Annotated in this window: 23 protein-coding genes; 18 read left to right on the top strand and 5 right to left on the bottom strand. The window is 41.6% G+C overall.

The window, feature by feature from the left end; all coding sequences use genetic code 11:
• Window positions 1-3 precede the first annotated feature (3 nt).
• The 10 genes from nifX to M595_RS06490 all read left to right on the top strand — a co-directional run bounded on the left by nifX (window position 4) and on the right by M595_RS06490 (window position 4,512).
• Window positions 4-417 carry a nitrogen fixation protein NifX gene (gene nifX, locus M595_RS06535; RefSeq protein ID WP_023065286.1) on the top strand — a complete coding sequence of 138 codons (414 nt, stop codon included), beginning with the start codon at window positions 4-6 and terminating at the stop codon, window positions 415-417.
• 130 nt (window positions 418-547) lie between these two features.
• Window positions 548-1,027, top strand: a complete 480-nt coding sequence (locus M595_RS06530) for a NifX-associated nitrogen fixation protein (protein WP_023065327.1) — start codon at window positions 548-550, stop codon at window positions 1,025-1,027.
• Between the two features lie 73 nt (window positions 1,028-1,100).
• A complete protein-coding gene (locus tag M595_RS06525; RefSeq protein ID WP_023065325.1) occupies window positions 1,101-1,334 on the top strand; it encodes a CCE_0567 family metalloprotein in 234 nt (77 codons plus the stop codon).
• Entirely contained in the window at window positions 1,331-1,660 is a 330-nt protein-coding gene (nifW, locus tag M595_RS06520; protein WP_023065297.1) for a nitrogenase-stabilizing/protective protein NifW, read from the top strand. Before M595_RS06525 ends, nifW begins: the two co-directional genes overlap by 4 nt.
• Before the next feature lie 6 nt (window positions 1,661-1,666).
• Window positions 1,667-2,479: a HesA/MoeB/ThiF family protein gene (locus M595_RS06515; protein WP_040483688.1), complete on the top strand. Its 813-nt coding sequence runs from the start codon at window positions 1,667-1,669 to the stop codon at window positions 2,477-2,479.
• A 40-nt stretch (window positions 2,480-2,519) separates the two neighbouring features.
• The gene (locus M595_RS06510) at window positions 2,520-2,888 is read left to right on the top strand and encodes a HesB/IscA family protein (protein WP_023065303.1); all 369 of its coding nucleotides are present in this window, start codon (window positions 2,520-2,522) and stop codon (window positions 2,886-2,888) included.
• A gap of 42 nt (window positions 2,889-2,930) precedes the next feature.
• Window positions 2,931-3,269, top strand: a complete 339-nt coding sequence (locus M595_RS06505; protein WP_023065317.1) for a 2Fe-2S iron-sulfur cluster-binding protein — start codon at window positions 2,931-2,933, stop codon at window positions 3,267-3,269.
• A 261-nt stretch (window positions 3,270-3,530) separates the two neighbouring features.
• Window positions 3,531-3,908 carry a hypothetical protein gene (locus M595_RS31535; RefSeq protein ID WP_023065329.1) on the top strand — a complete coding sequence of 126 codons (378 nt, stop codon included), beginning with the start codon at window positions 3,531-3,533 and terminating at the stop codon, window positions 3,906-3,908.
• Window positions 3,905-4,264 (top strand): hypothetical protein, encoded by a 360-nt coding sequence (locus M595_RS06495; protein WP_083492791.1) that lies wholly within the window; start codon window positions 3,905-3,907, stop codon window positions 4,262-4,264. Before M595_RS31535 ends, M595_RS06495 begins: the two co-directional genes overlap by 4 nt.
• 29 nt (window positions 4,265-4,293) lie before the next feature.
• Window positions 4,294-4,512 (top strand): hypothetical protein, encoded by a 219-nt coding sequence (locus M595_RS06490; protein WP_023065334.1) that lies wholly within the window; start codon window positions 4,294-4,296, stop codon window positions 4,510-4,512.
• Window positions 4,513-4,724: 212 nt separating this feature from the next.
• On the opposite strand, the gene M595_RS06485 is transcribed toward M595_RS06490, so the two are convergent.
• Window positions 4,725-6,401, bottom strand: coding sequence for a tetratricopeptide repeat protein (locus M595_RS06485; protein WP_023065274.1), 1,677 nt, complete (start codon window positions 6,399-6,401; stop codon window positions 4,725-4,727).
• Between the two features lie 162 nt (window positions 6,402-6,563).
• Here M595_RS06485 and cofH point away from each other — a divergent pair, with 162 nt between their 5' ends.
• The 3 genes from cofH to M595_RS06470 all read left to right on the top strand — a co-directional run bounded on the left by cofH (window position 6,564) and on the right by M595_RS06470 (window position 11,010).
• The gene (cofH, locus tag M595_RS06480; RefSeq protein WP_375339235.1) at window positions 6,564-7,742 is read left to right on the top strand and encodes a 7,8-didemethyl-8-hydroxy-5-deazariboflavin synthase subunit CofH; all 1,179 of its coding nucleotides are present in this window, start codon (window positions 6,564-6,566) and stop codon (window positions 7,740-7,742) included.
• Between the two features lie 195 nt (window positions 7,743-7,937).
• Complete coding sequence (locus M595_RS06475; protein WP_023065268.1) at window positions 7,938-9,449, top strand: DUF2079 domain-containing protein; 1,512 nt, start codon at window positions 7,938-7,940, stop codon at window positions 9,447-9,449.
• Window positions 9,450-9,570: 121 nt separating this feature from the next.
• The gene (locus M595_RS06470; protein ID WP_023065269.1) at window positions 9,571-11,010 is read left to right on the top strand and encodes a DUF2079 domain-containing protein; all 1,440 of its coding nucleotides are present in this window, start codon (window positions 9,571-9,573) and stop codon (window positions 11,008-11,010) included.
• Between the two features lie 109 nt (window positions 11,011-11,119).
• Here the strand turns inward: M595_RS06470 and M595_RS06465 are convergent, their stop codons facing one another.
• Window positions 11,120-12,436: a glycosyltransferase family 4 protein gene (locus tag M595_RS06465; protein ID WP_023065266.1), complete on the bottom strand. Its 1,317-nt coding sequence runs from the start codon at window positions 12,434-12,436 to the stop codon at window positions 11,120-11,122.
• Window positions 12,437-13,115: 679 nt separating this feature from the next.
• On the bottom strand, window positions 13,116-13,604 hold the full coding sequence (locus M595_RS06460) for a CRR6 family NdhI maturation factor (protein WP_023065290.1): 489 nt from the start codon (window positions 13,602-13,604) through the stop codon (window positions 13,116-13,118).
• A 225-nt stretch (window positions 13,605-13,829) separates the two neighbouring features.
• Between M595_RS06460 and M595_RS06455 the strand changes: the two genes are divergently transcribed.
• From M595_RS06455 to M595_RS06435, 5 genes are all read left to right on the top strand, one after another.
• Complete coding sequence (locus M595_RS06455) at window positions 13,830-14,297, top strand: Fur family transcriptional regulator (protein ID WP_039895929.1); 468 nt, start codon at window positions 13,830-13,832, stop codon at window positions 14,295-14,297.
• A gap of 398 nt (window positions 14,298-14,695) precedes the next feature.
• A complete protein-coding gene (locus M595_RS06450; protein ID WP_023065294.1) occupies window positions 14,696-16,993 on the top strand; it encodes a hypothetical protein in 2,298 nt (765 codons plus the stop codon).
• An 80-nt stretch (window positions 16,994-17,073) separates the two neighbouring features.
• The gene (locus tag M595_RS06445; protein ID WP_023065363.1) at window positions 17,074-18,915 is read left to right on the top strand and encodes a DUF3685 domain-containing protein; all 1,842 of its coding nucleotides are present in this window, start codon (window positions 17,074-17,076) and stop codon (window positions 18,913-18,915) included.
• Window positions 18,916-19,090: 175 nt separating this feature from the next.
• Entirely contained in the window at window positions 19,091-19,966 is an 876-nt protein-coding gene (locus M595_RS06440; RefSeq protein ID WP_023065264.1) for a phosphate/phosphite/phosphonate ABC transporter substrate-binding protein, read from the top strand.
• Between the two features lie 212 nt (window positions 19,967-20,178).
• On the top strand, window positions 20,179-21,981 hold the full coding sequence (locus M595_RS06435; protein ID WP_023065287.1) for a sensor histidine kinase: 1,803 nt from the start codon (window positions 20,179-20,181) through the stop codon (window positions 21,979-21,981).
• Here the strand turns inward: M595_RS06435 and M595_RS06430 are convergent.
• Together M595_RS06430 and M595_RS06425 are read right to left on the bottom strand one after the other, a co-directional pair.
• Window positions 21,956-22,321: a Lin0512 family protein gene (locus M595_RS06430; protein WP_023065279.1), complete on the bottom strand. Its 366-nt coding sequence runs from the start codon at window positions 22,319-22,321 to the stop codon at window positions 21,956-21,958. The two genes, M595_RS06435 and M595_RS06430, sit on opposite strands and share 26 nt — an antisense overlap.
• A gap of 28 nt (window positions 22,322-22,349) precedes the next feature.
• Window positions 22,350-23,345: a pentapeptide repeat-containing protein gene (locus tag M595_RS06425; RefSeq protein ID WP_023065289.1), complete on the bottom strand. Its 996-nt coding sequence runs from the start codon at window positions 23,343-23,345 to the stop codon at window positions 22,350-22,352.
• Window positions 23,346-23,360: the final 15 nt, after the last annotated feature.

Below are 23,360 nucleotides of genomic sequence, written 5' to 3'. Positions count from 1 at the left end.
GCGATGAAAGTTGCTTTCACAACCAGTGACAAAGTTCACATCAATGCTCATTTTGGTTCGGCGCGAATGATTGATGTTTATGATGTCACAAAACAGGGTTATAATTTTGTAAATACTCTGGAATTTGATGATAATCTAAAAGAAGATGGGAATGAGGATAAACTGGTTCCCAAAATCGAAGCCTTATCGGATTGTACTCTAGTCTACGTCTTGGCAATTGGAGGGAGTGCAGCAGCGCGTTTAATTCGGAAAAAAATAACGCCTCTTAAAGCCCAATCTGAAGAAGAAGAAGTTTTGGCAATTCTCGATAAATTAGTCAAAACTCTCAATGGGAATCCTCCGCCCTGGCTTCGGAAAGTGATCCAGCAAGAAGAAGAAAAATTATCTTATGCTGGATTTGAAGACGAAGACGAGTAAATCCCTTCATCTCAGTCTTCAATTTCCCAAAAGTTTGTAATGATGTGTTGATGCCACGTCTTTACAAAACCGACATTCTAATTGGATGTCTCTGATTCTCGCCTAATATAGTAACAACGAACAAACAACCATGAGTTCAACACAAACTGCTAGCCTAGAAACAGGCACTAATATTGTTGAATCTAATCTATTTCTCCAGGCTTTAGTTCAACAAATTCGCGCTCAAGATCACTACGGTGTTTATCGCAGTTGGTCTGATGAATTGGTTCTTTCTCCTTTCATTGTCACCAAAAACAAAAAACGTGCAATTTCTGTTGAAGGAGAAGTTGACCCGGCGACTCGACTCCGAATTTTATGTTTCTATCGAGCAATTGCGACTTGTGTAGAAACAGAAACCGGAAGCTTATGCCAAGTTGTGATTGATTTAAGTCACGAAGGATTTGGTTGGGCGCTGGTTTGGACGGGTCGCCTGATTGTGGTTAACCGCACGCTACGGGACGCTCAACGCTATGGTTTTGACTCCTTGGAAAAATTAGCCACTCAAGGAGAAAAAATGGTCAAATCAGGGATAGATAACATTCAACGTTATTCTGATGCGGCAAAAGCCTAAACAACAGCATCAAAACGACGAACACTTTCCTGTTTTAACCCTCGACGTAACTGACTCATTAGGAGTGGATTGAATGACTCAAACCACAGAAGTTCCAACTCCCGAAGCTGTTGAGGAATTGAAAACCAAAATCAAACGCCTCAATAGCAAAGCAGGTCAAAGCAAAATGGACTTGCATGATCTGGCAGAAGGTTTACCCACCGATTTTGAAAAATTGCCAGAAGAAGCAGCTAAAACTTACGAAATTTTTCGGGAGTTATCAGAACTCAGAAAACAACTCAAAACCTGGGAGGCTCAACTTAAATGACGACTACAAGTAAAAGCTTTGCTGAATTCAAGAAGCTCAGAGATGCCGAAGAATTTTTTATCTTCTTTGAGTTGCCTTACGATCAGACCTTTGTTAATGTCAATCGTCTTCACATTTTAAAACAGTTCTCGCTGTTAATTACAGAAATTGACAAAGCATTTCCGGATCTCAGCGAAGCGGAAAAACTAGACAAATACAAGCTCGCTTTAGAGGAAGCTTATCAAGTCTTTGTGACTTCTAGCCCGCTAGAAACCAAACTCTTTAAAGTCTTCAAAGACGCACCCAAAAACGTGGTATTAACCAAAGATATCGGTACTGAGTCATAAATTATCATGGGCGGATTAGAACTGACACCAACAGAACTTGAACGTTATCGGCGACAAATGCAACTTCCGGATTTCGGAGGATCTGGACAAGCCAAACTGAAAGCCTCAACTGCTCTGGTTTCAGGCGTGGGTGGATTGGGGGGAACAGTCGCACTTTACCTCGCGGTTGCTGGGATTGGTAAATTAATCCTAGTCCGAGGAGGAGACTTGCGCCTCGATGACATGAACCGTCAAATCTTGATGACCCATGATTGGGTGGGTCAACCGAGGGTGCTAAAGGCGAAGGAAACCCTATCTCAAATCAATCCTGATGTCGAAATTGAGGCGATTCCGGAATTTATTACCTCCGATAACGTCGATGGGTTGGTTAAACGCTCTGATCTCGCCCTAAGTTGCGCTCACAACTTTGACGAACGGGATTTACTCAACGCTGCTTGTGTATTGTGGGATAAACCGATGATTGAAGCGGCGATGAGTGGAATGGAGGCTTACCTCAGTACGATTATCCCTCGTCAAACCCCTTGTCTGTCGTGCATCTTTCCGGAAAAACCCAATTGGGATCGTTGGGGATTTGGGGTCTTGGGGGCGGTTTCTGGAACCCTGGCTTGTTTGACGGCTCTAGAAGCGGTGAAGCTGATTACCGGGTTAGGAGAAACGCTCAAGGGACAACTTCTCACCATGGATTTAGGGAGCGCTAAATTTAACAAGCTTCGCGCTTACCATGATCCCAATTGTCAGATTTGTGGTCAAGGCAAATCAAATCACGTCACAAAGGCTAGCGAGCTTTTGTATCCTTCTTTAGAGAGGCTAGCTAGCTAACCTCCACGAACGACCCTTCATTATTGTTCAGGAGATTGGGATGACTGTTAAATTTACAGAAAAAGCGGCTTTTCGGCTTCGGAGTTTCGTTCGAGATAGCGCGAGTAGCGCTGAAACTCAAAAAGGTATTCGTCTGGGTGTGATTGATGGCGGTTGCAATGGTTACGAATATTCAATGGATATTACCAGCGCCGTCAAACCAGATGATCTCGTGTTCGAGCAGGACAAAGTTCATATTTATGTCGATCCTAAAAGTGCGCCACTTTTGGATGGGATTGTTATCGACTTTGTTGAAAGCTTGACGCAAGGGGGATTTATTTTTCAAAACCCCAATGCGACTGGAACCTGTAGCTGTGGTAAATCCTTTGCTGCGGGTGAATGTACCCCTTCTGCTACTCCATGTAGCTAACAAAAGTTTCTAATCACCGTTCTTAAATGGAGGAGAACACACATGACTGCTACTTACAAAGTTCGTCTCATGAAAGTTGCTAAAAGAAAAAATAAAGAGACGGGCAAGAAAGAAGAGATCGCAGAAGTGGATGTCACCATTGATGTTCCAGAAGATACTTATATCTTAGATGCGGCAGAAGAACAAGACATTGAGTTACCCTCCTCTTGTCGTTCTGGTGCTTGTTCTAGCTGTGTAGGTCGCATGGTAGAAGGTGAAATTGATCAAGAAGATCAAAGTTTCCTTGATGATGAACAAATTGAGAATGGATGGGTGCTTCTTTGCGTTGCTTATCCTCGCTCTAATTGCACAATCAAGACTCATCAAGAAGCTTATCTCTAACATTAGCGACTAAAAGACGAACAAGCAGTTGTAAGTTATAGTGATTACCCACGACTATAACTTCCAACGGTTATCTAGTCTCTGAATCTAGTTCAGATTACGTTCAAAATGAAGTTCAAATTGAGTAAATTTCGCTCTCACTTCACCCTAGAATGTCGATTCAGCTTCAACTTCTCTGAAATCACATGAAGGCTAATTGAATCAGGGGATCAGTCAGCCGAGTGAAGGGGATCGGATCTTGTAATGAGAAGGTTAGGGCTAATGGAAATTCGATGGAAAAAGTTCTTCATCAAGGCTGGCTTTTGGGTCACAACTGAACTTTGGCTGAATATCTTAGGCCTTGATAACTTGGCTGACTATAGTGAGTTTCTCGTTGATCAAGAGTTAGAGGAAGAACTCGCACTCAAGAATCATCGTACCATCAAAATCTCTAATTCTCCGCCACAATATTGTAAAGAAATTCAGGAGTTTTGTCCAGTCAGTACGGTGAAAACTCCTGATGACGCTTCCAAACAAGAGGATTATCAGCATCTATTTAATACATTTGAAAACAAATGTAAGAAGCTGAAAACTCCTTGCACTAAAGTTTGGTGTTTACCCTATGTAAGACCAAGTTGGCTTACTTATCAACGCCTATGATGATTAGTCGAGACTATCTCGTTCAAGAGTTTGTTCATCTTGTCGAGAGTTACTATCCTGAAGCCGGAAAGGTTTTAGATTTCTGTTATGTGAAAGTCCTTGAATGCTATCTCGAACGTTCAGGCCGACAATTCTACTATCTGGGGATTTACTATCCTCAAGAAAGAAGACGAGAATTTCAAGCCCAACAACACGCTTTCAAGGACATTTCTGAAAATATGGGATTGATTGAAGTGGTTTCTATTAATGCAACCCGCCTGATTCGTGATCCCATGTCTAAACTTAAAAAGGACAATCCTAAATTTTGGCTAGAGTTGTATTGGATCGCAACTCAACATCATTTTATCGCTAACTAACCTTAAAATCTGAAGGGAGGTTATCTGTTGTGATTGTTCTTTATTTGTGTTTATCAATCTCTTTGGTTGCCGCGATCTTGATGAAGTTTATTGTTCCTGACGAAATTCATCAAATTTTGGTTGTTTTATCAGGATGTATGATTCTAGCTTGGGTGTTTTTATTAACTCCATTCTCGATGAAACTTCTGATTTCTCTAGCTCTATTTGCAATTTGTCAGCGAATTTACGAGATCACGCTTAAACTTTAACTTCTCTTTTGGTATTTTCCATACCGTAGACTCCGTGTTTAATAAATTTAGACACGGAGTTCTATTCTATTAATTGTATGTTTTGACTTTATCTGAATCTCTGTAAAACAGAGTACCTCAATCAACCCAGTAACTTCAGTAGTCTAATTAACAGTTTTCTCTATCAAAAGGTTAATTTTTCCAAAAAAACATCCCAAAACCGATCCCCCTAATTAGGGTTGTGATTGACCTTGCTTTTGTTCCACCAACTCGATACTTTCACGAGTAGCCTTTTCCCCTTCTGTATCTCCGGCAGCTTTCAGCAACACTAACGCTTCCTGGAAACTTTCTAGTGCTTGAGAATACTCACCTAACCCCTCATAAGCCTCTCCAATCTTATTGAGAGTTGCTCCAGTTTTCGCTTGATTTTCGAGCTGCTTATACAACGATAATGCTTGTTGATAGGTTTGTAAAGCCTGTTGATATTCACCTTGCTGATAGTAGACATAACCCAACTGATCTAAAGCTTCAGAGAGTCTACTACGATCTTCAGCTTTTTGCGCTAATTCGACTGCTTTTTGATAGGCTGTTAGCGCTTTAGTTTGTTGTTCCTGGGCTTCATAAATTGTACCCATTAAACCATAAACCCGAGCCGCATTATCTTGATCTTTTATTCTTTCCAACAAACCCACCGCTTGCTCAAAATACACTAACGCTTGAGAATTATCACCCAATTTCTGATAAATATACCCCATATTACTCAGCAACCGCCCTACACCTGCTTGATCTCCAATTTGACGGCGTAACGCCAATGCTTGTTGATAAATTCCAATCGCTTTTTCAGTATCTCCACGACTAAAATAGAGCGCGCCTAAATTATTCAACGTGCGACTTTCATCTCGTAAATCTCCCACTTGTTCACGGTAAATTCTCGCTTGTTCATAATATTCAAGGGCTTGTTCAAACTGACCTTGACGAGTGTACACCGAAGCAATATTATGTAAAGACTCACCAATATTTTCAGAATCTTGAACCGATTGAGCAATTGTCAATGCTTCCTGGTGTAACTTCAAAGCCTCAGCATTTTTATCGGTATTACTATAGACAAATCCCAACAAATTTAAACTACGACTCACCCCACTTTTTGCTTCTTGACTATTAGCTTCCTGCTGACGATAAATCGTTAAAGCTTTTTGGATCGCTTTTTCAGCTTCGGTATTTTCCCCCATATTCGCGTAAACATCACCCAAATAATTCAGCGTCGCCGCGACTTCTAATGAATTTTTCTGCTGTTCTTGACGAAGTTCTAAAACCTGTTGAAAAGTGTCTAAAGCCTCAGTAAATAACCCTTGTCGAAATTGTTCAATTCCCGTTTCATATAATTGTTCGGGATCAGCTTGAGAATCAGATTGAGAGTCATTGCGATCGCCAGGTTCTTCTCTGGGGTTAGAATCATCTCCAGGTTGAGAAGGATTTGGAAGCAGAGGATTATTGCGATCGCCAGGTTCTTCTCTGGGGTTAGAATCATCTCCAGGTTGAGAAGGATTTGGAAGCAGAGGATTATTGCGATCGCCAGGTTTCTCTGTCGGGGTAGAATTGTCTTCAGGTTGGGGCTGACTCTCAAACAGAATATCATTGCGATCGCCCGATTCTTCTTCTGTAGTCTGAGGACTTTCTATCATCGGTTCTTCAGTAGGAGAGTTCTCCTGAGTTGGCGAATATTCCTGAACGAGAGAAGGGGAAGTTTGGGCGAGAACGACAGAACTTAAACCCTTAGAAAAATCCCAAGGAAGCAGCAAACTCAATCCCAAACTTAGACTCGAAACCGGAATTAAAAACCTCAAAACCTTAGAGATAAAAACCCGAGAAAAATGGTTAGTCGATTGAGAATGAGAATGTTTAATCAACATAGACTTAAAAAGATTAAAAAGCGAGTGTATATTTAAAGTTTAAAATCGAAACTCAAAATCGAACCCAAAAATCATTATCATAATTGATAGCAAGGGCGAGTCGAGAAAAACCGTTCACACTGGATGTCAGAATGAACCTTTTCTCCAAACCAGCCAGATATCATGCAACATTCCACAAAAGCGGGCTTTCTCATGTTCACTCAAACCATAGATACTATTTTAAACCGTGCTGATGCCCAAGAGGATATTTCAGCAGCAGAAGCAGTTGTCTTACTCCAACAAACCGATCCGGCAATCATCACAATTATCCGGGATATCAGCGACAAACTACGCCATCAACAAGCCGGAGATACCGTCACCTACGTGATTAACCGCAATATCAATTTTACAAATATTTGTGAACAGCATTGTAATTTTTGTGCATTTCGACGAGACGAAGGAGAAGACGGTGCATTTTGGTTAGATACTGCTCAAATTTTAGAAAAAACAACCGCAGCCGTTCAACTCGGAGCAACCGAAATTTGTATGCAGGGCGGACTCAACCCCCAGGCCAAAGTAAACGGTGCATCTCTGCCCTATTATCTCAAATTAATCGCCACAATCAAACAAACCTTCCCCCAATTACATCTTCACGCCTTCTCACCCCAAGAAATCCAATTCATTGCCCGTCAAGACCATCTTCGCTATGATATTGTGATTGCCGCCCTCCAAGAAGCCGGATTAGACTCCATGCCCGGAACCGCAGCAGAAGTTCTCGATGATCGTGTGCGTCAGGTGATCTGTCCTGAAAAAATCAACTCGGCAACTTGGCTAGAAATCATTGAAACCGCCCATCGTTTAGGCGTTCCGACAACCAGTACCATGCTCTGTGGTCATATTGAAACTCCGCAACAGCAAATTGCCCATTTAGAAAAACTGCGATCGCTTCAACAAACCGCCATTAAAAACAACTATCGATCTCAGATTACTGAGTTTATCGCCTTACCATTTGTGGGTCAAGAAGCCCCTCCCTCTCTACGCCGACGAGTTGGACGAGATCAACCTGTCTTAAGCGATAATTTGTTACTCACCGCAGTCGCCCGTATTTTCCTCGGAAACTGGATTTCCAACCATCAGCCGAGTTGGGTCAAACTTGGGCTTGCAGGGGCGACAGAAGCCCTAAAATGGGGCTGTAATGACATTGGTGGGACTCTGATGGAAGAACACATTACTACAATGGCAGGAGCAACAGGCGGAACTTGTATGGAACCTGAAACGTTACAACAAGCCATTACTTCTATTGGGCGTCCTTTTCGACAGCGAGATACTCTTTACACTCATCAGTCAGCCGTCACCTGTTAGAAATTTAGTCGTTGAGAATCTCTTAGACCCTTCATTTCATTTAGGGTGACACAAAAGATGGGGAGACAGTTTACAGTCAAGCCGTGATCACTTTTCACGGGTGACGGCTGACTGAAAAAACCGATCGCTTTTTGTCTCCAATCCTGTACGATCAATCCGACATTATGCCCGAAATTACGGATAGATTGAATCTTAATGCAAATATCGCCTGAACCTTCTTCCTCAACAAAGTCTCAAAATTGGCTTCCACCTTCACCTGTTCTCTCAATGATCGCAGGGGCGAGCGCCATTTTTTGGATCTGTAGCAGCCTGCGACACTGGCTATTTCAATCCACAGGCTATGATTTAGGCATCTACGATCAAGTGACTTATTTGATCAGCCAAGGACAGCCGCCAATTTCCTCTATTTTAGGCTTCCATCATCTGGGAAATCATGGGGCTTGGGCGGTGTATCCATTGGGGTTGCTGTACAAAGTTTATCCCAGTGTATACCTGTTACTACTTTTACAAGCAATTGTTTTAGCGTTAGGAATTTGGCCGACTTGGAGTTTAGCGCGTCTAGCGGGTTTGAGTGAACGGTTATCGCTGGCGATCGCCGCAGTTTATATCCTTTATCCCGTTGTTTTTAATATTAACCTGTTTGATTTTCACCCCGAAGTGATGGCGCTTCCGGCATTATTAGCCGCAGTATTAGCAGCGAAGTTGCGACAAATATTGTGGTTTTCTGTGGCGATTATTTGGGTATTGGGATGTAAAGCGGTGTTGTCTTTAACAATTTTGGCATTAGGATTTTGGTTATTAATCTTTGAAAAACGGCGCATTTGTGGGACGATCGCACTGCTGTTAGGAATGGCTTGGTTTGTGGTTGTGACTCAGGTGATGATCCCCAACTTTAGTGGGCGAGAAGTAGAAGGGGTTTGGCGTTATACTTATTTAGGCAACTCAGTTTTAGAAATTCTCGTTAATCTGATCTTGAAACCCTATTTAGTGTTGGGACGATTAATTTCACTTTCCACCTTAGATTATCTCTACCAACTCTTTTTTCCAGTGATTTGGTGGCTTTCTCCCCTATCTTTAACGGCTTTAGTTCCAGCAATTCCCACAATCTTGATTAATAGCTTATCTGACGTTCCGTTTCAACGCAGTCTCGCCTTTCAATATTCTATTCCCGTTCTACCCTTTTTACTCGTTGCAATAATTTCTAGTTTAGAACATCATGGTTCTAGTCTGGGAAAAGTCATTCTTAAAATCTGGCAAAAACTCAAAAAAACAGAACAAATACAAGATACTATCAGTTTTCCCAACTATAGCAAACTGCCTCAATTGATCCTCATCTGGTCATTGATTGTTTTCTTGATGTTTGGAAAATATGGTCGATTTTGGGTTTATTTTAATCGACTTGATACCTGGAACGCAACCCGAGAAGCAATAACGCTTGTTCAACCCCGAGGAAATGTATTAACAGATAATCGACTCGCGCCCCATTTTACCCATCGTCCAGTGGTTAAGTTATTAAGTCAAGTTACAATCGATGATAATTTTACTGAATTTGACTATATTGTTTTAAATTTACGTCATCCTTGGCCAGATACGGAAAACATCGGTCAAAATATTGCCAATAAACTAACCACTGATCCTCGATTTCAAGCCCTTTATCAACAAGATGATGTTTTCGTCTTTCAACAAACAACGAATTTTTCCCGTTAAACTTGACTACAAATACATAATTTATGCAGAATTTTAAGTGTCAGATGAGATGAAAAAGTTTCCATTCCCAAGAATGCAACGATTTCAAGGGAGATCATTCAAATTACATCCGTTAGCTGGAATGATCGTGACTGCATCAATCATTTTCTTTTTTTGTAGTAGTTTACGTCATGCTTTATTTCAGTCTACTGCTTTTGAACTCGGAATTTATGATCAAATCGTTTATCTCATCAGTCAAGGAAAACCTCCCATTTCCTCTTTTTTAAATATACATCATATGGGAAATCATGCGGCATGGGTGATGTATTTTATTGCTTTATTTTACCGCATTTATCCTTCTGTACATTGGTTACTTCTTATTCAAGCTATATCTCTGGCGTTAGGGGCTTGGCCAACCTGGGGTTTAGCCAGACAAGCCGGGTTAAACCGCTCTTTATCTCTAACAATGGCAGTCGTTTATCTATTATATCCTGTTGTTTTTAATATTAATCTCTTTGATTTTCATCCCGAAGTGATGGCATTACCTGTATTTTTAGGTGCTATTTTAGCCGCAAAATTAAATAAAACAGGTTGGTTTTGTCTGGCGGTAATTTGGATTTTAGGCTGTAAAGATGCTTTGGCTTTGACGGTGGCGGCGATGGGAGTTTGGCTATTTTTCTATGAAAAAAAACGACTTTATGGAGTGATCGCCTTATTTGCGGGAGTGGGTTGGTTTATCATTGTCGTTCAAGGAATAATTCCTTATTTTAAAGCAGGTGTGGGGCCAGGTGGAGTCGGACGTTACAGCTATTTAGGCAACTCTGTTTTAGAAATTATTGTTAATTTAGTGTTGAAACCCCGCCTCGTTTTAGATAATTTTTTTTCCTGGAAAACCTTAGAATATATAACTTTATTTCTTTCGCCTGTGGTTTGGTGGCTATCACCCCGACACTTAGCCCCTTTTGTGAGTGCATTACCTGCATTAGTCAAGAATATTTTATCAGAAATTGATGCTCAACGAGATTTAATTCATCAATATTCTATTCCTATTGTTCCGTTTCTGATTGTCGCAATGATTTCGAGTTTAGCTCATTCTGAGGAATATTTAGGGAAATGGGTTTTAAATATTTGGCAAACTCACAAAACTATCAACTTTTCATTGATTCAACAAAAAAAGATTATTTGTAAACTCATTTTAACCTGGTCATTTATTTCATTTTTATGTTTAGCAAAATTTGGTTATTTTTGGTCTATTTATATCCAAGAAACTGATACTTGGACAGCCAATCATTTAGCAATCAACCTTATTCAAATGACTCAAGGTTCAGTCCTAACAACCGCAAATTTAGCCCCTCATGTGACTCATCGAACTGTGGTTAAATTTACCAATGTTGATGCCCCTCCACCCGATCTGACTAAATTTGATTATATTCTCCTTAATGTTCGACATCCAGGTTGGAAAAGTAACCATCAATTTGCTCAATCTCTGGTTAATCAACTACAAAACTTACCTCAATTTCAATTAAAATTTAATCGAGATGATGTCTATCTGTTTGAAAAGATTAATCCTTTTTATCCTTAACTCATTTAAAAAGTCTAAGTCCCTTACCATTATCTGCAAGAAAACTTAGACTAAATAATTACACTAATTTTATATATATTGAACCCAATCAACTCACTCAAACTAAAGATTAGCGAGAATTGAGAACGGGGACTTTTTCAGTTTGAGGAAGTGTTTCTGCAAAAATCTCAATCATGCGATCGCATTTAGATTGCCAGTCAAAATAATCTTCTCGAACCCGTTGCTTTGCCGCCTCTGCCATTTGATCTCGAAGTTGAGAAGATTCAGTCAAACGGATCATCGCCTTGCTTAAACCCTCTGTAAACTCCTCTGGGGAAGTTGGATCGACGAGAATACCACAGCGAGAGTCTACAATCGAAGCAGGGCCTCCCCAATTAGTCGTGATGGTGGGTAATCCAATTGCCATCGCCTCCATAATCGCATTTCCACCTGCCTCCCGTAGAGAGGGCATCACAAACACATCACATTTATGTAGAAGTTGAACAACCTTAGCCCGAGGTTGCCACCCATGAAATTGTACATGGCTTTGAATTCCTAATTCTTTGACTCGGTTTTTAATCTGTTTTTGTAATCGGCCATCACCGACCAACTCTAATACTACATTCGGGTTAAAACTGACTACAGAGTGGAAAGCTTCAATCAAAAATTCAACCCCTTTCCAGTCTACAAAGCGTCCGACGTAGATAAATCGAATTATTTGATCGGGTTGAGATTGATGAAGTTTTTTCGGAAGCCAGAAATCTAAATCTACCCCGCACTCAATCACTTCATAGAGTTTGCCTTGAGAACCCTGTGGTAAAGCCGCTTGAGTCTGTGGGTTGGCGACAATCAAAGCATCAGCTTTTAATTTTCCGGGAACAAGTTGATTGAGAATATTAGAGAAATAACGGCTAACTTTGATAGATAGACGACTGATTTTGGAGTCCATGTATTGAAATGCCGGGGGAAAATCCAACCCTCCTGATAGTGGCCCGATGACAACAGGAACTCCCATGTCATACATGAAACTGAGTCCTTTCGGAGTAATGGGTGCTGGCTCAAAAATGAGATCAATCTGATGTTCTTGAATCAACTTTTTCGCTAACTTACGACCCTGATATTGAGTGACCCAATGAATAATTTGATTAAAGATTAGGTCTTGAATTCGATAGGGAAATTTCTTTCCAATCCACCAAATCATCGCTTGATACCAAGTATCATCGATAAAATGAATTTTTTGGAATTGTTCAGGATCTTGAGCAAACTCTTGACGGAGTTCTTCACGGACTCGCCCATGACAAATTGCCCTAACCTCAATATTTCGTTCTCGCAAAAGTTGCAAGTAGTAGAAACTTTTACCCGATTCACCTCCCATTTTCCGAGAGATATTTTCAACAACCATGAGGATACGCATGAAAGGTAAATCTTGATGGTTAGTTTTAGTCATAGATTCGTAAAAATTTGATAGAGGTGTTAATTTTTCCAGTCGATTGAACTAGAGTGAGTTGTCAACAGACTTAACCTTGAAAACAAAAAGGATTTCTCAGAAAAAGGCTGTGTAACTCTCAGAGAAACTGAAACGCTTCTAAACTGAGAAGAATTGTAACTTGTCCTCTAAAACATGGCTTGCTTGGTTTTGATTAGTAACAATCTCGCTTCAACGCTTTACACATAAGCAAAATATTAACTCTATGACGATGGACATAGAGCATAGATGCATTTTAATCAGCTTAAATGGTTCCCTGTTTTTAATCTAAGTGGTTATTACAACCTTGAAGTTCCCCTGATTGATTAGATTGAGACTCTTGTGCTATATGCAGCTCAATACTAATTGTCTAAATCATAACTCAGCTAACTCGACAACTACAACCGATACCGATGTGATCAACCACCCCAGAAGGAAAAGTAGAATTTCTGTAGAGGAGTTTGCAGGGTGATATACAGCGTGTGCGACGCCTATGAAGTACAGCAATAGTAAGCCAATCTAATTGTCACATGATTGCTCTTGTACAAGATTAAGTCGCAAAGTGCTGTAGAAATCAATCTATGCGTTTTTTGATCATTTCACCCAAAACCAGGTAAGCTCTCCGAACCTAGAGTAGAAAGCAAACAGTATCGAGAACAATTCAAATCGAACTCGAAGTAATCAACTCAAATAAACCCTCATCCAAATCATAACCGAGCATTTGAGACATAGACTTGAGGCGAGAAATACTGGAAATTCCTTGCTGGGGTAGCCAATCAGCTAGAATAAAAATTTTACGCATTAAAAAAATTTCCAACGCTTCTGGGTTATACTGAATACCTTCTGTGCGATGGAATTGATGAGGAACGTGCATGGCAACGTAGCGAGCCAGTTCACCTGCTTTCCAATCGAGCAAAAAAGGTAACCAAGGATAACGAGCATCCAAGCGAACAAACCAAAGTCTGATTTCTGGAACCTCAGAGAGTTCGCGGGGGTCTTGAGGATCGCGGGGATAGTCAACCTCAAAGCAAATCTGTTGCTCACTCTGTGCAATTTGACCTTGTTCGAGTAATTTTTCAATGGTCGTTTGAGCGGGTGACAAGTCTAAGTGATCTATGAATTTAGAATTAAGCTGGATGGTAATGGTCATGTTTTGTGAACTGGGGTTGATATTGCACCAAATGGACACCTGTTGCGATTGTAGCTTGTCTGGGTCACAGATTGATTGGATCTGTTCACCCCGCAGTCAGACTGGTAAAATGTCCTTTACTCAACCCGCTAAAATGCCTAAGATAAAATAGAAGTCGTAGGTTAGTATACAAACGTTTAACAACACAGATAACAGATAGTTTTAGAACAAACAGAGGCGTAAGAAGTGAAACCTATTCGTTCATTAGAGGATGCATTAAATCGGTGTCAGACGCGAGGAATGCGACTGAGCCGTCAACGTCGCTTTATCCTCGAACTCCTCTGGGAAGCACAGGAACACCTGTCAGCCCGTGAAATTTACGATCGACTCAATCAACAGGGTAAAGCAATCGGCCACACATCAGTGTACCAAAACTTAGAAGCCCTCTCCCGTGAGAGTATTATTGAGTGTATTGAACGTTCTGAAGGTCGTTTATACGGACATATCAGTGATTCCCATTCCCATGTCAATTGTCTAGATACTGAACGGATTGTTGATGTTCATATCGAACTTCCGGCATCCGTAATCGAACAAGTCGAAAAACAAACCGGAATCAAAATTACAGATTATCGAATTGATTTTTTTGGCTACAGTTCATCAGACTCAGCCCAGAGCGAGGAAAATAGCAGCGACTCCACCCCCAAAGCCTCCTAAATCATCCAGACAGCGAGGCTCACACCCGCAGACACTCCGCCCGATAGGGGGTATTGACCTTTGATCTCAGCCTAACCCGGAAAACACTTGAGTTTGACGAACTTAGGTCAGGATCGCTAATATATGTAAGACTTAGAACGATTTGATTATATTTTTTTAAATGATGAACCCCAATTATTAAACTCGGTTCATCACTGTATAAAATCACAGCAGATTCACGTCTAACTCCCAACCACTCGACGGTGAGAGCCAAGTCCAACTCAGAAGAAACCCCCGACTCAAAATAGTCTATATTAGCTCTCTGGTGAGCTGTGGTTCAGGGTTAAGCTGAGGCTGAACAAGCTCCTCAAACAGGGTGAGACCAAACCAAGAACGAATCGAAGGAAAATGGTAAAGTCATGACGACACCCCAATTTAACCAATCCACTCACTTCAGTGCAGCAGGAGAAACGGATCTCTGTCCCACTTCCCCCTCGGAGTTAGACCCAGAGATCGCGTCCCAAACCGATCAAAAAGCGACAAATCGACGTTCACTGAAATTACCCAAAGGCTTTTGGGGATGGCAACTTCTCTGGCTCACCGTTCTGCTCGGATTTGGAACAATGGGTGCTGGAGCTTTACTCTGGCTGCTGATCACCCCCCCTGCTCCCAACTGCCAAGAAATTTCACCGTTATCAGCCGATGGAGATCGGCTCTATTGTGCAGATCAAGCGGCTGAGTCGGGACAACTCCCGGAAATTCAAGCGGCTTTTAATTTGGTCGAAAGCTGGCCTACGACTCATCCCCTTCAGCCTCAAGGTCGCAAAATGATGGAGAAATGGGTCAAACTTTTGATTGTCCAGGCGAACCAAAAAATAGACGAAGGAAACTTAGACGGGGCGATTGAATTAGTCAGTATTGTCCCGAAAACCAGTCCCGCCTACTCGACAGTTGAAGACGCGATCGCTGACTGGCAAAATGACTGGGATAAAGGTCAACAACTCTATGACAAAGCACTTGCGGCTTTGAAGCAACAAAATTGGGCGCAAGCTTTCAGCAATATTCAGTCTCTCGCGAAACTCAACAATGCTCACTGGCGAGAAAAACGCTTTAATGAGTTAGTTGATCGAATGTCGGTTGAACGACAAGGCTATCAACGACTCGAAGAAGCTCGCAATATTGCCAAACAAAACACAGCCAATAGCCTAGAAGAAGCCATTACACTCGCTCATCAAGTCAACTCCCAACTCTACGTCAATTCAGTGGCTCGTCAAGAGATCAAAAACTGGAGCCAAAGACTGATTGACCAAGCCAAACAAGAGCTAGAAGCGAAAAATCTCTCGAACGTCTTCAATATCGCTCAACGAGTTCCTGAATATTCCCCCCTCTATCAAGATGCTCAAAACTTGCTGTTGTTAGCAGAGGTACAAGATGTATCCCTCAACCAAGCTAACAGTAAGCCTTTTATTGAAAAGCTGGTGATCTTGCTCGAAGGAAAAGCCGCTCTTGAACAAAAGTCAATCGATCAAACCCTGTATCAACAAGCCCACATCCCCACCGAACAATTAGACGGACAAATTCAAGATCTGGTGGCTCTACAAGTCGCTGATGGGATTGCCAAAATCGGTCATCCCTTGGCGCTCAAACTGGCCATGGATCAAGCGCAAACCATTAGTTCCCAACGACCTCGGCGGATACACGCTCAAACCTTAGTGGCTCACTGGCGCAAAGAGACTCAACGGATTGAAGACCGACCTCATCTCGTTCTGGCTCGGATGCTCTCAGAACAAGAAAATCTAGAGGGTTTTAAAGCGGCTGTCGCTCAAGCGGCTCAAGTCGTTCTGGGTCGTCCGCTGCGGATCGAAGCTCAAACCTTGATCGCTGAGTGGACAAAGCGGGTTGAGATTATTGAAGATCAACCTCTCCTCAATGAAGCCTTAGCACTCTCCAAAGAAGGAAACTTAAGTGCTGCGATTGATAAAGCCTCAGAAATCGAGAAAGGTCGCGCTCTCTACTCTCAAGCCCGTGACCAAATTAACGAATGGGTCGCAGAAGTCCAAATTGCTGAAGATCGTCCCATTCTCAATAAGGCTTATGGTTTAGCCGATCAAGGCAGCTTGAGTTCTGCAATTTCCGAAGCCTCTAGAATTCGCTATGGTCGCGCCCTCTATTACGAAGCTCAAGGGGCGATCGCTCGTTGGGTCGAAGAACGAGATGCTTACTGGGCTTCTCAACAACCTCAGCCTTCATCTCCTTCGAGTTCCTCAAGTTCCAGCAGTTCCTCACAAAGCGGCTATTCGGGCTATTCTTCTGGCTCCTCTAGCTCGTCGGGATACTCTAGTAATTCGTCGTCGGGTTATAGCAGTGGATACTCCTCTGGCTATTCGGGTGGCTATTCGGGTAGCTATTCGTCTGGCTCAAGTGGATACTCCTCTGACTACAATTCGGGATATAATAGTGGATACTACTCTGACTACAATTCGGGGGGCTATTCTTCGGGTTATAGCGGTAGCTACTCAGGGAGTTACTCTGGGTATAGCGGTGGATACTCCTCGGGTTCCAGTGGATATTCTAGCGGGTCGGGTTATTCCTCATCGCCGAGTCCGGCACCAGCAAGCTCAGGAAGTTACCAAGCGGCTCCGGCTCCAGTGACCGCACCTTCGTCTTCGGGAAGTGGGAGTTATAGTCCTCCCGATGCCAACTTATTTTTGGAGTAGCGGATCGGAGTCTAAAAATAGAGAGTAAATGGTAGAGTCTGAAATAGTGCTAGTCCTTCTTTTCAGACTTCGGTGAATCAATGACCCAATCGACTGTGCGACTCCTGCTTATTGATGATGACCCAATTTTTCTGATCGGCTTACGAGCGGCTTGTCAAGAGTATCCTGATTTAGAGGTCGTCGCAGAAGCCCAAACCGCAGAAGCTGCACTCGCGATTTTAGAACCTCAACGGATCACGACTGAAAACTCCTCTGTTCGCACTTCAGCCAATAATATTATTCACGTGGCAATCTTGGAGTTGGGGATGGCAAATCTCAGCACCCCGGTTGTGCGCCTCAATTCTACACCTGATAGTGCGATCGCTTTTTGTCAACATTTGACCACAAATTATCCGGATCTCGTGGTTCTGCTGCTGACTTCTGTCGGGCAAACCCACCGACTGCAAGCCGCCCAACGGGTCGGGGTTCAAGGCTATTGTCGGAAAGGGGTAAATATTGAGAAAATTATCACTGCTATTCGGGTTGTCGCTTCGGGTGAGACACTCTGGGAAAATCTGAATACAGAGTTAGAAGTCACTACATCTGTTCCCCCAATGGGACGTTTATCTTTGTGGGGTCGTTGGCGTTATCGGATGGGAAAGTCAGGACTGCGACAAATTGACGAAACCTTAGCAGAAGTCACCGCTCAACTTCCCCTACCCTACGATATCAAACGGGGAGAACCGATGGCCGTTCTCAACTGGTTAATGATGACTGGTCAACGGCGAGAACTTTTGGCGGCTCGTTGGATTGTTAGTCAAGTTTTACCCGCTTCTGTTCGCGCTCAAGCCCCTCCCCCTGAAGAAACGAACCTTTCCCCCAATACTCCCCCAAATCCCCCTGTCAAACGCGAAGAATCCCTGGTGGTGCGTCCAAACGCCTCGCTAACCTATCAAACCCCGGTCTTAGCAACGGAGGTGAAATCGCTATTATTTGATGTCACTTTTTCTAAATTACAATCGGGGTTAATTAATCTCACGGGTTCTCCTTTAGAAATTGATATTTTACGATTCACTCAAAAGCGAGAATTGATTTATCTGATTTTACAAAAGTTTGAACAGATCTTAGATGAGTGTGAATTTTCTGAGATTCAGGTTGAGCAATTATCAGATCAATGTCAGACTATGCTTCTCGATATTTGGGAATATACTGTCACGACTTATTTTGGAAAATACTACACTTTAAAAGTCAGGGAACAAGAGGTCGAAGTTGTTGCGGTTTTGTTGCAAGATGCAGTGCTTATTCAAGCTATTATTCTTGAAAAAATTCCCTTAGTTCCTGACTTGATTGCTCATTTATTGTTTCAAATTCCTTTGATGGTTGATAATACTGCTTATCCCGTGGGAAGTCCAGAAGCGATGCAACGGGCTGAAGCAATCCTACAAAACTTAGTGATTCAAATTGCGAATGCGGTGATTCAACCCTTACTCAATCATTTTGCGGACTTTGAAGAAGTTAAGCAAAAATATTATGATCGTCGGTTGTTGTCAACCCGAGAACTAGAGAAGTTTAGAAATAATTTATCGTGGAAATATCGAGTTGAAAAGTATTTTTCTGAACCCAAAGAAATCTTTGAAAGCTTATATAGTTTACGCATATTAGGAGAACGAGGAATTCAAAAACAAGAGGTTTATTCTCCTCGAAATGTCGAACTTGAAAAACTGGTTGGAGTACAACTCGCGGTCACTTTAGTTTTAGAAACTCGGGATGCAGTCGCGCCGAGAGTCAGGGCGACAATTGCATTTTTAGGAAGTGGAGTGGTTTATGTTCTCACTCAAGTTGTGGGTCGGGGAATTGGGTTAATTGGTCGGGGAATTTTGCAAGGAATTGGGAATTCATTACCGGATAGTCGAGTCAGGAAAAAAAATGGTCGTCAACCGTGAAAATTCCGTAAAATTTCATATTTTCACCGGAAAATAACGGTTAAACTCAACATCTGAAAGACTGAGGAGGTTTTAGAGGTTAACTTACATCAGACAATTGAGAGAAAAAGGTCGTAAACTAGACTCGGGTATACTTTTTTGAGCGTTGCTCCTCTTTGAACTCAGTTAACATTCTATGAAACGTCGTCATTTTTTTGGGTATTCTTTACTGTTTCTGACTGGATGTAGCGCCACGACTCAAAGGGCGAATTATTCCTTGACCGGACGGAAACCTGAACTTTTGCGTTTTACGGTGACTGACGAACAAGGGATAGAAGCGTTAGAACAAAATTATGGTCAATTTCGTCAAGCTTTAGAAGCTGTTTTAGCAACAAAGATTGTGTTTTTTCCGGTCAAAAGTTATATTGCTGCTGTACCGGCTCTCCAATCCAATCAAGTAGATTTGTTGCTCACTGGGCCTTCTGAATATGTGGTGATTAATGCTCGCACGGATGCAGTTCCTTTGATTGGGATTGCTCGTCAAGATTATTATTCTATCATTGTTGTTCCAGAAGATAGCGAGATTCAATCTTTAAGTCAATTACAAGGAAAAACAATTTCTTTGAAAAAACCGGGTTCTACCAGTGGTCATCTTGGCCCGACAAAGTTATTAATTGATGCGGGACTTAAACCGAATGAAAATTATCAAGTTCGGATGTTAGGATCATTTGAAGGCATGGAAGCTTTAACGAAGGGTGAAGTGGATGCTTGGGGAGGTTCAAAAACAGATTATGAAAGTTATAAACAGTCGGGAAAACGTTTTCGAGAAATTCAGCAAGGTGCTTCTCTCCCGAGTGATTTGATTGTGGCGAATGATTTATTACCTGTAGAAGTTGTTGCTGAGTATAAACAGCAAATTATTAAAAATCAAGATCAATTAATTCAAGCTTTAGTCACAGGTGAAGCGACTCAAAAATATAAAGGTTCCCGGTTAGTTCCAGTTGAGGATGGGAATTATGATATTATTCGTGATGTATACAAAGCAATTGGAGAAGGGGATTTAATTCGGTAAATTGCAGAAATTTATCTAGAACAAAGACTCTGGTTGTTTTGAGTCTATTGAGTGAGTGAGTGTGATCTAAGCAGGTTTCAATCGAATTGGGGTGTTCAATTGACGGACATATCTTTAACTCATCAAAAAATTCACACCTATTATCTATTAACCTATTATTAATCTTTAGATGTTAAGTTAAAATAAATATATATGCTTAACCTGGTTCTATTATGCGGCTTGGGCAAGAAGTTGAGAAAACTCAAAAATTTCAACGAACTGGAAATATTTTTTCTCATTTGAGCATTCTGAAAAAAATTGGCTATGGATATGGTTTAGCGATTGGTATAGGTGTCATCGGAACCTGTGTTGGGTTAGCGATGGGAGAGTCATCCCAACAAAAAGCTCTATCCCAACTTACAATCGCCTATCAACAACAAAATATTATTACTCAACTTGAAAATGCTCTCAAATCTTTACAAGCTCATCCTCAACAGTTAATGGTTGTGCTAGGAGATAGTATATCATCTGATTATGAAGTGGTCAAGTTTTATGATAGTTTAAGTCGGATTCAATATCGGATTCACGAACTTGATGTTTTTACAGAGGTTTATGCTGAGGATATTGTCGTTGAGAAAGATGATGTTCAGCAGTTATCGCAAGCCTATCTAACGACAGTGAAATCCTATGTTGAACTGATGGAATCAGTGACGGAAGATATTCAGCCTGGAACTCTAACTCAAGATCAAATTCCGAGCGCACAACAACAAATTTGGAAAACGCTAAAAAGTGAAGAAGCCGGTCAAATTAGTTCAGAGTTTGAACGCATTTTTGAACAGTTGACTCAACTGACGGCAAAAGCAGAAATTCAACAAAAACAAGCTGATATTCAACTCAAAAAAGCCCAAAAATTGCGAGTTTTGATCATTATTGGAAGTTTAGTTCTCTCAACCACACTGGCGACAATACTTGCTATTTTCACCAGTCGCGCCATTGCTTCTCCGATTCAAAAAGTGACTCAAGTTGCTCAACGAGTTACCCAAGAATCAAACTTTAGCTTGCGAGTTCCGGTGACTTCTAGCGATGAAGTCGGGATTTTAGCCCTATCTCTCAATCAACTGATTGAATGGGTAGAACAATACACTCAAGATTTGAGACAAGCAATTCAGGATTTAAAAACCGCTCAAGCTCAACTGATTCAAACCGAAAAAATGTCAAGCTTAGGTCATATGGTAGCAGGAATCGCCCATGAAATCAATAATCCGGTGAGTTTTATTCATGGAAATATTAACCCCGCTTCTGAGCATATTCAAGATTTACTGAGTTTAGTTTATCTTTATCAACAAAACTGCTTTCAACTTTTTCCTGAAATTGAAGCAAAAATTGCAGAAATTGATTTAGACTTTATTGCAGAAGACTTACCCAAATTACTGGCTTCGATGAAAATGGGAACCGAACGAATTCGTGAGATTGTCTTGTCTCTGCGAAATTTTTCACGCCTTGATGAAGCCGAAATTAAAGCAGCCGATATTCACGAAGGAATTGAGAATACACTTTTAATTTTAAATCATCGTTTCAAGCCAAACCTTGAACTGGTAAAATTGTATGGAAATCTTCCGTTAATTGAATGTTATCCAGCGCAACTTAATCAAGTTTTTATGAATATTCTGGCGAATGCAATTGATGCTTTAGAAGAGGTGAAAACTCACAAAAAATTACAGATTACTATTGAAACTAAACAGATTAACGCTAAAGAAGTTCAAGTCAGAATCCGAGATAATGGCTTAGGAATTCCGGAGTCAATCAAACTTAAACTCTTTGATCCTTTTTTCACGACTAAAAAAATCGGCAAAGGAACTGGAATAGGACTAGCAATTTCCTATAAAATTATTGAAAATCATCAGGGAAAAATTGACGTTGTTTCTGAATACGGTCAGGGTGCAGAGTTTATCATTACACTACCGATTTTATCAAAAAAAATGTCACAATACTCCAGAAAATCAGAAGTTATTAGTCCATTTCAACGAATACCGTAACCGCCGCCACTGCAATCAACATCTCATCATTTTTATCTTCAAGTTCTGCGATCGCTCGTCCTTGTACAACCATACCGCCTGACTCAAGTTTAAGACTTTTTTGACCAAAAGGCAAAACGGCTAAAACCTGATCAGATCGAACTTGTTCGGGATAGGGTACTGCAATTTGTACCTCAACAATCATCTCGTTGGGATGACTTAACCCTGCAACCTCCCAAACTCCCGGTAAAGCATTGTGAGCGATGGCATTACGAACCGCCCGTGCTGCGGCGACAGTGGGTTCTTGTCCATGTTGATCAATCCCCATTCCCATTTCAATAATTAACCGTTTGCGAGCCATAATTTAAGGATGAAATAATTTTATTTATTTACTGGTGAATTTCCCCATTCGGCATAATTGCCCCATGTAATTGTACGCCAATAGTTGTCGCACTACTAAACTCAACCCGAGTTAAATAAGCATAACTCAAATTGGCGCTGCGGAGATTAGTTCGCGCTACCGACGCATCTGTAAGATCAGCTTGAGTTAAATTGGCGTTACTCAAATCTGTGCGGGTTAAATCGGCTCTGACTAAGTTTGTACGGCTCAAATCTGCACCCGAGAGGTTGGCACTACTGAGCTTAACATCAGGTAAAATCGAATCACACAATTCTACACCAGGAAGTTGAGCCTCGATTAATATTGCTCGTTCTAGTTTCACCTTTCTTAAATTCGCCCCGAGGAGTCGAGCGCCAGATAAATCAGCTTCCGTTAAAAAAGCTGATTGAAGGTTGCTTTGAGTAAGGTTAGCTTGCTTCAAAATCGCCCCTCTGAGAACCGTTTCGCCTAAATTCGCCCCTCGGAGATTAGCGCGAGTTAAGTCAGCACCCGTCAAGTTCACCCCTTGTAAGTCAGCGCCCCGCAAGTCAGCGCCTCGCAAGTTCACCCCGTCGTAGATGCGACGTTCATACCGCAAGTTCGCCCCCCGTAAACAAGCGCCTCGTAAGTCAGCGCCTTGAAAGTTGACTCCTCGTAAATCAGCTTGAATTAGGTTGGCATCGAGTAATATTGCTAAAGAGAGATTAGCTTTACGAAAATCGGCTCCTTGTAAAACGGCACCGTGAAGATCTGCATCACTGAGGTTAGCGCCGCTAAGGTTCGCTTTATTGAGGTATGCTCCACTAAGTTTAGCACTGGCTAAATTGGCTCTGGCGAAGTTGGCATTATTGAGATAGGCGAAAATAAATTCGCTTCCTTGTAAGTCGGCGTGATTGAAATTGGCATCGATCAAATCCGCAGAGTTGAGATTAGCATTTCTTAGATGAATATTTCGGAAATCTCGTTCTCCTGCTTGATATCGGTTTTGCAGTTCAGTGACATCCATCGAATTTAAGTGGTG

Origin of the sequence: Lyngbya aestuarii BL J (assembly GCF_000478195.2) — a bacterium.
GTDB classification, from domain to species: domain Bacteria; phylum Cyanobacteriota; class Cyanobacteriia; order Cyanobacteriales; family Microcoleaceae; genus Capilliphycus; species Capilliphycus aestuarii.
Note: the sequence above shows the minus strand (reverse complement) of the source record. Positions and strands in the feature narration are given on the sequence as shown.

Excerpts from the sequence above, each read along its gene's own strand:
- nifW (WP_023065297.1), top strand. The coding sequence starts at position 1,331 with ATGACGACTACAAGTAAAAGCTTTGCTGAATTCAAGAAGCTCAGAGAT.
- M595_RS06450 (WP_023065294.1), top strand. The coding sequence starts at position 14,696 with ATGACGACACCCCAATTTAACCAATCCACTCACTTCAGTGCAGCAGGA.
- cofH (WP_375339235.1), top strand. The coding sequence starts at position 6,564 with ATGCAACATTCCACAAAAGCGGGCTTTCTCATGTTCACTCAAACCATA.
- M595_RS06495 (WP_083492791.1), top strand. The coding sequence starts at position 3,905 with ATGATGATTAGTCGAGACTATCTCGTTCAAGAGTTTGTTCATCTTGTC.
- M595_RS06475 (WP_023065268.1), top strand. The coding sequence starts at position 7,938 with ATGCAAATATCGCCTGAACCTTCTTCCTCAACAAAGTCTCAAAATTGG.
- M595_RS06425 (WP_023065289.1), bottom strand. The coding sequence starts at position 23,345 with ATGGATGTCACTGAACTGCAAAACCGATATCAAGCAGGAGAACGAGAT.
- M595_RS06525 (WP_023065325.1), top strand. The coding sequence starts at position 1,101 with ATGACTCAAACCACAGAAGTTCCAACTCCCGAAGCTGTTGAGGAATTG.
- M595_RS06465 (WP_023065266.1), bottom strand. The coding sequence starts at position 12,436 with ATGACTAAAACTAACCATCAAGATTTACCTTTCATGCGTATCCTCATG.
- M595_RS06435 (WP_023065287.1), top strand. The coding sequence starts at position 20,179 with ATGCGGCTTGGGCAAGAAGTTGAGAAAACTCAAAAATTTCAACGAACT.
- M595_RS06485 (WP_023065274.1), bottom strand. The coding sequence starts at position 6,401 with ATGTTGATTAAACATTCTCATTCTCAATCGACTAACCATTTTTCTCGG.
- M595_RS06470 (WP_023065269.1), top strand. The coding sequence starts at position 9,571 with ATGATCGTGACTGCATCAATCATTTTCTTTTTTTGTAGTAGTTTACGT.
- M595_RS06530 (WP_023065327.1), top strand. The coding sequence starts at position 548 with ATGAGTTCAACACAAACTGCTAGCCTAGAAACAGGCACTAATATTGTT.
- M595_RS06430 (WP_023065279.1), bottom strand. The coding sequence starts at position 22,321 with ATGGCTCGCAAACGGTTAATTATTGAAATGGGAATGGGGATTGATCAA.
- M595_RS06460 (WP_023065290.1), bottom strand. The coding sequence starts at position 13,604 with ATGACCATTACCATCCAGCTTAATTCTAAATTCATAGATCACTTAGAC.
- M595_RS06505 (WP_023065317.1), top strand. The coding sequence starts at position 2,931 with ATGACTGCTACTTACAAAGTTCGTCTCATGAAAGTTGCTAAAAGAAAA.
- M595_RS06515 (WP_040483688.1), top strand. The coding sequence starts at position 1,667 with ATGGGCGGATTAGAACTGACACCAACAGAACTTGAACGTTATCGGCGA.
- M595_RS06440 (WP_023065264.1), top strand. The coding sequence starts at position 19,091 with ATGAAACGTCGTCATTTTTTTGGGTATTCTTTACTGTTTCTGACTGGA.
- M595_RS06445 (WP_023065363.1), top strand. The coding sequence starts at position 17,074 with ATGACCCAATCGACTGTGCGACTCCTGCTTATTGATGATGACCCAATT.
- M595_RS06510 (WP_023065303.1), top strand. The coding sequence starts at position 2,520 with ATGACTGTTAAATTTACAGAAAAAGCGGCTTTTCGGCTTCGGAGTTTC.
- M595_RS31535 (WP_023065329.1), top strand. The coding sequence starts at position 3,531 with ATGGAAATTCGATGGAAAAAGTTCTTCATCAAGGCTGGCTTTTGGGTC.
- nifX (WP_023065286.1), top strand. The coding sequence starts at position 4 with ATGAAAGTTGCTTTCACAACCAGTGACAAAGTTCACATCAATGCTCAT.